The organism is Myxacorys sp. (assembly GCF_059501405.1).
Window position 1 is genome coordinate 1 of sequence record NZ_JCACCM010000165.1, and the last position, 9,649, is coordinate 9,649.

Consider the following 9,649-nt stretch of genomic DNA (forward strand, 5'->3'; position numbering starts at 1 on the left):
AGTAGCGCATGCCATTGATGCTCTTTTCCTCCTCATACAATGAATTAGCTCTGGGCACATTCCTTGAATTCCGCTGATCTGGCAACAGAATCTAACAAGACGCTGCCATAGCGACAACGTTGTATATACCAAGTGTTGACGCAGATTCTAAAGGAGTTCCGGTCAACACTTGATTCCTTCCTAGAAGAACAGGAGTTGATGTAGCGTTTTGAGTTTATTCATCCCTCATTTTCCTCAGTTATTCCAACTTTTTTTAGAATGTCCTCTCTTACTTCTCCGATCGCTTGATTGCCATCGACCGTAATTAGGCGATTCTGGCGATTGTAATATTCCAACAGCGGTGACGTGCGATCGCGGAATATCTCAATCCGTTTCTGCAATGCTTCTGGCTGAGCGTCTTGTCTGGCTGGATTGAGAGAGCGACCAAGCAACACCTCAACGGGAACGTCTAATAGAACGGCGTAGTCTAAGGCTTGATTCAGTTGAGCCAGCAGAGCATCAAATTCTTCTGCCTGAACTGGCGTTCTCGGATAGCCTTCCAGCAGCCAACCGTGGACGAGATCTTGCTTTAGCAGTCGTTGCCGAATGAGTTCGAGCACTATTTCATCGGGAACCAGTTCGCCCTCATCGACAAAGACTCTGATTTGTTTGCCGAGGTCAGTTTTTTGTTTGATCTGCGATCGTAAAAGATCACCCGTCGAGATCGAACACAGCCCTAGCGTTTGACAGATTTGTTGGGATTGGGTTCCTTTTCCGGCTCCGGGTGCGCCAAGAAGAATGAGTCTCATCAAATATTTCCATTGGGTCTCTGATTTAGAGTATTACACTGAGTCAAAAATGCATCAATTTTTAGAATAATCCGCTGACTCAAACGCTCGAATTCATCAAACGCCATATTTTGAAGAAGTAGATGTTGATTCGCTCATGGGCAGCAAGGGAGGGAGTGCAGACGGTTTGAAACGGTCTGTTCCTGGTCAATACGCCGCAGCTGTCGTGCGGCGGCACTATCGACCTTCTGTAATTTTTAATGCGGTGCACATTAACGAACGAGTTGATTCACAAAACAGAGATCGATGGTGCTGAAATTTGTACTCAGCGCTAGGTGAAGATTTTCCATCGCTGCGATCAGCCATTGGACTTGCTCGCGGCTATGCGATTCGTAGTGATTGAACAGGATAGAGAATCGCTTTTCGAGATAGGGTTTGACTCGACTGCAAAGCAGCACAATTTTTAGCAGAAGACGAGTCGTTGAGGTTGCTCCTAAATTGGAGAGCAAGTCAACAAAGACAAAATGCTGCGGCTGTTTTGGGCTGTCTACGACTAAAAAGTTTAAAAGTTGGCTACACGTTCTGACAATCAGAAAATCGGTTAAGGGCAGCAAATCAACATCTGACAGGGTGTTTTTTAGATGGTTGCACAGTTGAGTGTTGAACTGCCGCTTTCCGTATTCCGAATCGACCGAGGCGGCAATGTAGTGATAAAGATCGCTCTTGAACTCCCGGAAGGAACGAATCTGGCGGCTGTGGGTGATGAATCGCTGGGCGATATCCCGACACGTTGCGGAGCCTTCAACCTTGCCCACAAAGAGTTGGAGCGCACGTGCAAGATCGCGATCGCTGAGTAAAGTTGGATTTTGTATGAACTGCGTCGATTGAGTTTGCCGCGCTTGATGGGTGACATATTTAGAAAGGTCAAGCTCAAACTGACGCTGCACTTGGGATTGCAATTGACGAATCGATGCCTGATGCTCAGTAGGCGTTCCTTCGGCGACAAGGCAGTGTTCGTAGAGATAAGGATAGCGATGAATCAAGGTCACGAGCGGCTGCGTATGGCACTGCTCGCGAGGTTGACTGACCAGTTGCCCTAAACGTCTCAGGGTTAGAAATTGCTCGGTGTCGATGAATTGCTTACTCAGTTCACGCAGGCGACGGATAGAGCGCGATCTCGTGTAGTCGGTGATGGGGCGAGTTGGAGGGGAGGACAGGGCCGCAATTAGGGCAGCGATCGCAGGATAAAACGGCGGGCGCATTTGCCAACGATTGATCAAGATGTGACAGCACCGATTGAGGATAAACCGGAAGTCTTGGTCAGAGGTGGTGGCAGCTACAATTTGGTCTAGCGATCGCACAATTGCAGCATCTGGGTAACCCATCCCCTCGACAAACAGTAGCCGAAAGCGTTCAACTAATTGCTGAGGAGATTCGGTTTGCACCAACCTCAATAAGTGTTCATAAAGCCGCTGTTCTTCTTGCGTAATGTCCCGAGTGGGATACGTTGTCCAGGTACTCACCTAATTCGCACTCCTGTTCGCCGAAGATGGGCGAAATTCTCTGTAAGTTGAAAACTTTTTGTGGGTTAGAAATGGGGATTGAAGAAGTGGGGATGAAGTCGAGCTGATAAAGGCGCGACGTCGTGAAGAGGACGTACCAGGGGACAACGGTACTGCTAGAAGATAATTGTAACGAAACGATGAAGGACTAGGTGTAATTTAAGTCACTTCACATCGCCTAAACACAATTTGCGGAATTTACTTAACTACAACTTTACAGCCTCCTTTTAAGATGCGGAGAATTGATGTATTCTCAATAGCTTCTGAAAAGACAAATTTCCCGGTTCTCAATCTAAGCTTGAGTTTCAGTAGAGTGTAAGACAATACTGTTTTCCTCATTCCGCGATCGCATAGCAAATCAGGATTTTTCACGTAAAACGTGTATTTCGCTGAACTACTCTTCATGAAGAAGGTTCATTCAACTTCGTGAGCGACTCAATTACCCTTCTTCAACTTGACTAACACGACGCAAGTTCAGTACATCTGTCATCTTTCTGATTTGAGCAAAGGTTCGCTCTAGCTGATCGTGGTCGCAAATATCGATGCCCAAATTAACCACCGCCGTCTGATCAGAGAAAGTCTTGACTTGGGCATTACGGACGTTGATATTGTTGTCTGTTAAGCGAGAGAGCAAATCTTTGAGAACCCCAACGCGATCGATCACTTCTATTTGAATTTCAACGGGGTAAACCTGAGGACGTCCGTTGTGATGCTCGGTCTGATTCCAACTCACGGGCACTAAGCGATTTCCAGGAATGGAGTCGAGGTTTGGACAGCCTTGACGGTGAATCGAAATGCCGCGACAGCTGCGAGTGACAACGCCAATGATCGGCTCGCCCGGAACCGAGTTACAGCATCCAGCAATGTAGTGGAGCAAGCCTTCGACACCGACAATGGGCGACTTAGAAGGACTTGGCACAGCACGGGGGACGCTTGGCGAGAGGGAGAGAACTTGCGAATCCGCTAAAACACCGCCCTCAATTGGAGGATTCAGAACCTCCTGTTGTCCTTTCACCGCATCTCGAATGCGATTGATAGCCAGATTAAGGGTGACTTCGCCATAGCCAACAGCCGCTAAAAAGTCTTCGACGCTGTGATAGTTACATCGTTCTGCTGCTATGAGCATGGGATCGGATTTAAGCAGCGCTTCAAAGCCGCTCTTGCCGAGGTGTTTTTCTAGCATCTCGCGGCCCCGGGCAATATTCTCGTCTCGGTGCGATCGCTTATACCATTGACGAATGCGATTTCGAGCGCTGGGCGTTACAACAAAATTGAGCCAATCGAGACTAGGATGAGCATTCTTCTGCCGAATGATCTCAACAATGTCGCCGTTTTGAAGCCGGGTGTCGAGCGTAACCATGCGACCGTTGACTTTTGCTCCGGCACAGTGATTACCAACTTCGGTATGAATCCGATAGGCAAAATCAACGGTAGTCGAGTCTGGATTCAGCGCCACGACTTCGCCTTTGGGCGTGAAGACAAAGATATCGCCATCAAATAGATTATCTTTGATGCTCTCCAGGTATTCCTGGGCATCTTTCATATCGTTTTGCCAATCGATCAGTTGCCGCAACCAGGTGAATTTTTCGTCGGTCGTGGTCTGCTGTTCTGTGCTGGAGCCACCCGTCTCCTTGTATTTCCAGTGCGCCGCAATTCCATATTCTGCGATGTGGTGCATTTCGAGCGTGCGGATCTGGACTTCTAGCGGACGTCCGCTAGTGCCAATCACAACCGTGTGAAGCGACTGGTAGCGATTGGGTTTGGGCAAGCCGATATAGTCTTTGAAACGTCCAGGGATCGGGCGGAACATGTCATGCACGATCGCTAGCGCACGGTAACACTCGTCGTTGCTTTCAACAATGATCCGAATAGCAGCCACATCATAGATTTGCTCGTAGCCCTTCTGCTGACGCTGCATCTTTTCGTAGATGCCGTAGAGATGCTTTGGACGACCACTAACTTCAACCCAGCGAATGCCACTTTGGGTGAGCCGTTGTTTAAACGTTTCGGTGACGGTGCTGAGGCGGGCTTCGCGATCGCCGCGCTTTTCAGCAACAAGCTGGCGAATTTCTTGATAAGAGTTAGTCTCAAGATATTTAAACGCGAGATCTTCTAATTCCCACTTGATGTTACCGATCCCAAGTCGGTTGGCTAACGGTGCAAAGATTTCTCGGGTTTCTAGGGCGATGCGACGGCGTTTCTCATCAGACAAATGTTCTAGTGTTCGCATGTTGTGCAGCCGATCTGCTAACTTCACGACGATCACTCGGATGTCTTGCGCCATTGCCAAAAACATGCGGCGAAAGTTTTCAGCTTGACGCTCAGTTTTGCTAGAGAAGTTAAATTTTGAGAGTTTGGTGACTCCCTCCACTAGACATCGCACCTCAGATCCAAAGTGCATCTCAATTTCTTCAGGGGTAATGTCAGTGTCTTCTACGACATCATGCAAAAAGCCAGCCGCAATCATCGTGCCACTGCCTCCCAAATCGCGCAGAATCCCAGCGACGGCGACAGGATGGGCAATGTACGGCTCGCCGGAAGCGCGATATTGACCTTCGTGCAGTTGGTAGGCAAAGTTAAACGCTTTGCAAACCAGGTCACTATCATCAATAGGCAAGTCAACAGGATTGGAAGACAAGGGCTTGACCAAGCACTCTCGTAACCAATTTGGGAGAACAAAATCCTTGGTGGAAATAGATGCCGCTACATTCATGCTATTAGACTTTAGAGGATTCGGAGGTTCGGAAGGGGTGGATGACTAGAAATTGGTGATGTAGTGCGCTATACAAAACATGAATTAATAGAAAATGAGTCTAGCAGAGTAAAGCCTACGACTACTAGACAAAGAGAGAAATTTATTGATTGACAGTCCTTGGACGATCTTGCGATCGTTGGGAACCTAGCAGCAGGATTGGCAATGATTAAAATCTTGCTGGAAGGATATCCAAAAAATCTGAATTTGATCGTTGATCTTAAACTTGCTAAGACTCCACCTATACTTATTCTACCCATGAGAACACATTCCTTCATCGCATTTTTTGAGCGAATTAGAAGCGTCTCAACGGTCAAAAAGGAGATTAAAAACAAGGAGACGCTTCGCTTCTAAAATTGATGAAAATACAAGGCTAGAGCGAAATCATACTTAAACAGGATCACTCGATACCGAAGCAATTTTGTAAGAATAGCCCCGGCTACTTGATCCCCCGCAAATCACCATCTCAATTATTCTCTCAAAGAGATGATGCGAATGATACCTGAATTTCACCAATCGATCTATCAATCTTTTAGAGGAGTTGTGGAGCAGCTTCAAATGAAGGTTTCACAGCTTGGACGGAAGCGCGATGATCAGGAGAATGAATCTACAGATTTACGCCCTGAACTGATCTCCCTGCAAAAAATCTTTCAAGACGACATTCGTAGTTTGAATATTGACGCGCTTACAGACACAGAAGCCCATCGCGTTCGCTCAATTTGGGTGGAAATCGATAAGCAACTGCGATTGCTCGGAATGGATGTTGCCTATGTGCGAGCGGCAAAGCAACCCGAAACCGTACAGCAACGGGTGGAGCAAGTGAAGGGACGGCTTGAGATGCTGATAGTTTACTGTGGGGCATTGCTGAGGGAGGAGGGATGATTTTTTGAACTGCTTGCTTTGCCTGATTAATTTGAACTGCTTGCTTTGCCTGATTAAATAGAGAAGCGTTGAATTAGGAGGGCTGAGCATTGCAATGTCCTAAAGATAGAAAGATTACGTTGGAAGCTGGAACATTAGTAGGCAATTTGGCAGCGAAATGTTGTTCTGAATGTCAGGGAAACTGGATTTCTCCAGAAGACTATCAGCGGTGGCAGGCTCAGCAAATTCGCCCAAAGACGATCGCAGAACTTGTTCCCAAAGTTTTAGACGCCGATGGCTTTGAGACGTCGCTCTATGATGCAAAAGCTGCATTTTGCCCGGAGTGCGGCATTTACTTGACGCGAATCAAGTTAGGGATGAAGACGCCATTTTATGTAGAGCGATGTCTCAGTTGTGGAGGCATCTGGTGCGATCGCGGCGAGTGGAATGCCCTCGAAGCGATGGGATTGCATATTGCGATCGAGCAGCTCTCGTCCCAAGAATGGCAGTCTCTGGCACGAGAACGTGAGCATTTAGCTCAGGAACGCCAACTCACGATTGACCGTCTGGGCAAAGAGTTAGCACAGCAGGTGTTTGAATTATCGGAGTTGCTAGAGAAGCATCCCAATGGTGATTTTGGCGTGGCCTATCTCATGCGCCGATTCGAGAATTTTGCTCAAGAGGTTGACACGAGGGAGGCCGATGCTAGAAATCAGGAGATTCGAGATCAAGTAAATCGGACTTGAGCAATTTGCCATCGGTGGCAGCAGATTTGGTAGCAGGTGGAGCGGAGGAAGCGCTGACTAGGCAGAAATTTGTTTCAATTCGCTGCGAAAAGTCTAATTTTGAAGTCGTTTGGTAAAGTAGCTGAACAAGAGTCGATTGCCGCAAACCATGAACGAACCGCTATTACGTGTCGAGAATTTACAAGTTGCTTATCGGAGAGGACAGCCGAACGTCGTCGATGATGTGTCTTTTGCGCTAAATCCGGGAGAGCGGCTTGGCTTAGTGGGTGAATCTGGCTGCGGAAAATCGACCTTGGGACGCGCCGTGATGCGGCTTCTCTCCGACACGGCTCAAATTGGCGGAAGCGTTACGTTTCAAGGTCAATCTGTTTTTAATTTGGATGCGGCGAGTTTGAGACGCTTTCGAGGAGAAGCGGTAGCGATCGTCTTTCAAGACCCGATGACGCGACTCGATCCACTGATGACAATCGGGGATCACTGTCTGGAGACGCTAAAAGCACATGAGCCGAACCTATCAACCCGGGCGGCAAAGGAACGGGCGATCGCAACGCTCAAAGCCGTCAACATCCCCGAAAATCGGTGGTCACAGTTTCCCCACGAGTTCAGTGGCGGAATGCGGCAACGCGTCGCGATCGCGCTGGCGCTACTGCTCAATCCCAAACTAATTGTGGCAGACGAACCGACAACAAGTTTAGATGTCACCGTTTCCGCCCAAATTCTTCAAGAACTGACGCGGCTATGCAGCGAACGCAACATGGCGCTCATTGTGATTTCTCACGATTTGGCGATGATTGGCGAATACTGCGATCGCATTGCCGTGATGTACGACGGAAAGATCGTCGAAACGGGCAGCACCGCTTCTGTTTTCCAAAATCCACAGCACGCCTATACTCAAACCTTATTAAATTCAGCCTTGCTGCTCCAAGCAGAACAAGATGCCAGAATTCTAAAGACTGAGCCAATTCTGCGTTTAGAAGCGCTCAAGCAGCACTACACGATCGAGCAGAATTTCTTTTCGCAATTTTTTGACAAAAGCGATCGCACAATTCGCGCAGTTGACGGGATTGATTTAGAACTTTTTGCGGGGGAAACCTTGGGCTTAGTCGGAGAATCAGGGTGCGGCAAGAGTACGCTGTCTCGAACGATTCTTCAATTACTGCGTCCAACCAGTGGCAGCGTGCAATTCCAGGGACAAGAATTAACAGGTTTGGGACGGCACGAACTTCAGCAGCAACGGCGTCAAATGCAGATGATTTTCCAAGACCCTCACGCTTGCCTTAATCCAAGAATGACGATCGCGCAGATTATTGCTGATCCGCTAATTATTCATAGGTTGGCAACGCCTGAGAAAGCTAAGCAAGACGTAGAGTTTGTGCTAGAGCGAGTAGGACTCAATCCGAAAGAATTTTCTGGGCGCTATCCAGGAGAACTATCGGGCGGGCAGCAGCAAAGGGTGGCGATCGCGCGTGCCCTAGTCACGCGTCCAAAGCTGGTAATTTGCGATGAGCCAGTCAGTATGCTCGACGCTACAGTACGGACTCAAGTTCTAGACTTAATGCAAGATTTGAAAGACGAATTTGATCTGACGTACTTATTTATTACGCATGACCTATGGGTTGCGCGGTACTTCTGCGATCGCATCGCGGTGATGAACGGCGGAAAAATTGTTGAACTCGGAGCCGCGAAAGAAGTCCTCAGCCATCCTCAACACCCTTATACTCAAACTCTTCTTGGAGCCGCTCCCTTACTGAACCAAACCATTTGACAGACTACCAGTCCGCTCATCGTTTCGTCGATAGAAGCTAGAATGCAGAACAGTGCAGTGATCTCTAACGTTGCGTAGCCATAGCGGATGTCAAAAACAGAGTCAGAGCCTGATTCGCTCACTAAATTTGTTGAAACGTTACTCGTTCGGAGTCTGATTGTTCTCGGCGTCTTATTTTTGGTCTTGTACTTTCAAGGCAAACGCCCTTCCTCTCTCTGGATGAGCAGTTCGGCTCGCGGGGCAGATGCACCCTTAGCAATGCGAGGCGGCGACCCGCATATTCGTGCCCTGATGCGAACCATTTCTGCGAGTGAATCTAATGTTAGTAATCCCTACTCGGTGATGTATGGCGGAGAGCGAATTAGCGATTTGAGTCAGCACCCCGATCGCTGTATTACAATTAGCGCTGGTCCTAATACTGGAGACTGCACAACAGCAGCCGGACGCTATCAGTTCATCACGACAACCTGGGATTTAAGAGCGAGACAGTATCACCCATCGCCCTATGGTTTTCTGGTGTGGTCGCGCTACAGTTTCGAGCCAGAGTATCAAGATGAGGTGGTGTATCGCTGGTTAAACGATCGCGCCGAATGGGGCGCTGATGTACGCCAGTTGTTGAAGCAAGGCAAAATCAATACGGTACTTGAGATGCTGTCTGGCACGTGGACGAGTTTGGGATACGGAATTGAGGATAATTCAATGAGTTCTGAACTGCCTCGCGTGTATCAGCGTGTCTTGCGAGAAGAATTAAAGCAAACGGCGAGCAACTCTCAGTAAGGACATCCTCATTCAGGTAAACTGTAGCCTCAGAGCACACAGACAGCACCTCAATTGGTGAAAAGGCACAGCACCTAGACAGCTACCTCAGCTCCTTGCATATGGTGTTGCAGTAATTTCACAACTTCTTCGCCTACACCCTTTGCAGACGCAGGATTCTGTCCTGTCACGAGGCGACCGTGAAACGGGCTTCCTTCGGAATCGCTCACAACAACATGCTGCTGAAAGTTTGCCGCTTCTGTGTGAGTTGCGCCGCGTTCAATCAGCTTGTCCTGCAAGGAAAACGGAACGATATCAGCTAGTTCCACCGCCGCTTCTTCTTCATTCGTAAACGCTGAAATGGTTTTGACATTAACTAGATAGGCTCCTGCTTGACTGACAAAACTAAGAAGCTGGAAAGCTAGTGAGGACGGTGAATT

The 9,649-nt window shown here is 48.3% G+C and carries 8 protein-coding genes; 4 read left to right on the forward strand and 4 right to left on the reverse strand.

Going from position 1 to position 9,649, the window contains the following annotated elements; all coding sequences use genetic code 11:
* Positions 1 to 218 precede the first annotated feature (218 nt).
* From AC5I6P_RS23390 to AC5I6P_RS23400, 3 genes are all read right to left on the reverse strand, one after another.
* Positions 219 to 788 (reverse strand): adenylate kinase, encoded by a 570-nt coding sequence (locus tag AC5I6P_RS23390; RefSeq protein WP_495696173.1) that lies wholly within the window; start codon positions 786 to 788, stop codon positions 219 to 221.
* A gap of 251 nt (positions 789 to 1,039) precedes the next feature.
* Positions 1,040 to 2,290, reverse strand: a complete 1,251-nt coding sequence (locus tag AC5I6P_RS23395) for a Sll1247 family protein (RefSeq protein ID WP_495696174.1) — start codon at positions 2,288 to 2,290, stop codon at positions 1,040 to 1,042.
* Between the two features lie 478 nt (positions 2,291 to 2,768).
* On the reverse strand, positions 2,769 to 5,042 hold the full coding sequence (locus tag AC5I6P_RS23400; RefSeq protein WP_495696175.1) for a RelA/SpoT family protein: 2,274 nt from the start codon (positions 5,040 to 5,042) through the stop codon (positions 2,769 to 2,771).
* A gap of 534 nt (positions 5,043 to 5,576) precedes the next feature.
* Here AC5I6P_RS23400 and patD point away from each other — a divergent pair.
* The 4 genes from patD (at position 5,577) to AC5I6P_RS23420 (ending at position 9,230) form a co-directional block, all read left to right on the forward strand.
* Entirely contained in the window at positions 5,577 to 5,963 is a 387-nt protein-coding gene (patD, locus tag AC5I6P_RS23405; protein ID WP_495696176.1) for a heterocyst frequency control protein PatD, read from the forward strand.
* Positions 5,964 to 6,052: 89 nt separating this feature from the next.
* Positions 6,053 to 6,688 (forward strand): TFIIB-type zinc ribbon-containing protein, encoded by a 636-nt coding sequence (locus tag AC5I6P_RS23410; RefSeq protein ID WP_495696177.1) that lies wholly within the window; start codon positions 6,053 to 6,055, stop codon positions 6,686 to 6,688.
* A gap of 148 nt (positions 6,689 to 6,836) precedes the next feature.
* On the forward strand, positions 6,837 to 8,453 hold the full coding sequence (locus AC5I6P_RS23415; RefSeq protein ID WP_495696178.1) for a dipeptide ABC transporter ATP-binding protein: 1,617 nt from the start codon (positions 6,837 to 6,839) through the stop codon (positions 8,451 to 8,453).
* An 87-nt stretch (positions 8,454 to 8,540) separates the two neighbouring features.
* On the forward strand, positions 8,541 to 9,230 hold the full coding sequence (locus AC5I6P_RS23420; protein WP_495696179.1) for a glycoside hydrolase family 24 protein: 690 nt from the start codon (positions 8,541 to 8,543) through the stop codon (positions 9,228 to 9,230).
* Between the two features lie 74 nt (positions 9,231 to 9,304).
* Here the strand turns inward: AC5I6P_RS23420 and AC5I6P_RS23425 are convergent.
* The coding region (locus AC5I6P_RS23425) for a type 1 glutamine amidotransferase family protein (protein ID WP_495696180.1) at positions 9,305 to 9,649 on the reverse strand (345 nt) is incomplete at its 5' end.

Coding starts and splice junctions, on each gene's coding strand:
- patD (WP_495696176.1), top strand. CDS start 5,577: ATGATACCTGAATTTCACCAATCGATCTATCAATCTTTTAGAGGAGTT.
- AC5I6P_RS23415 (WP_495696178.1), top strand. CDS start 6,837: ATGAACGAACCGCTATTACGTGTCGAGAATTTACAAGTTGCTTATCGG.
- AC5I6P_RS23400 (WP_495696175.1), bottom strand. CDS start 5,042: ATGAATGTAGCGGCATCTATTTCCACCAAGGATTTTGTTCTCCCAAAT.
- AC5I6P_RS23420 (WP_495696179.1), top strand. CDS start 8,541: ATGTCAAAAACAGAGTCAGAGCCTGATTCGCTCACTAAATTTGTTGAA.
- AC5I6P_RS23390 (WP_495696173.1), bottom strand. CDS start 788: ATGAGACTCATTCTTCTTGGCGCACCCGGAGCCGGAAAAGGAACCCAA.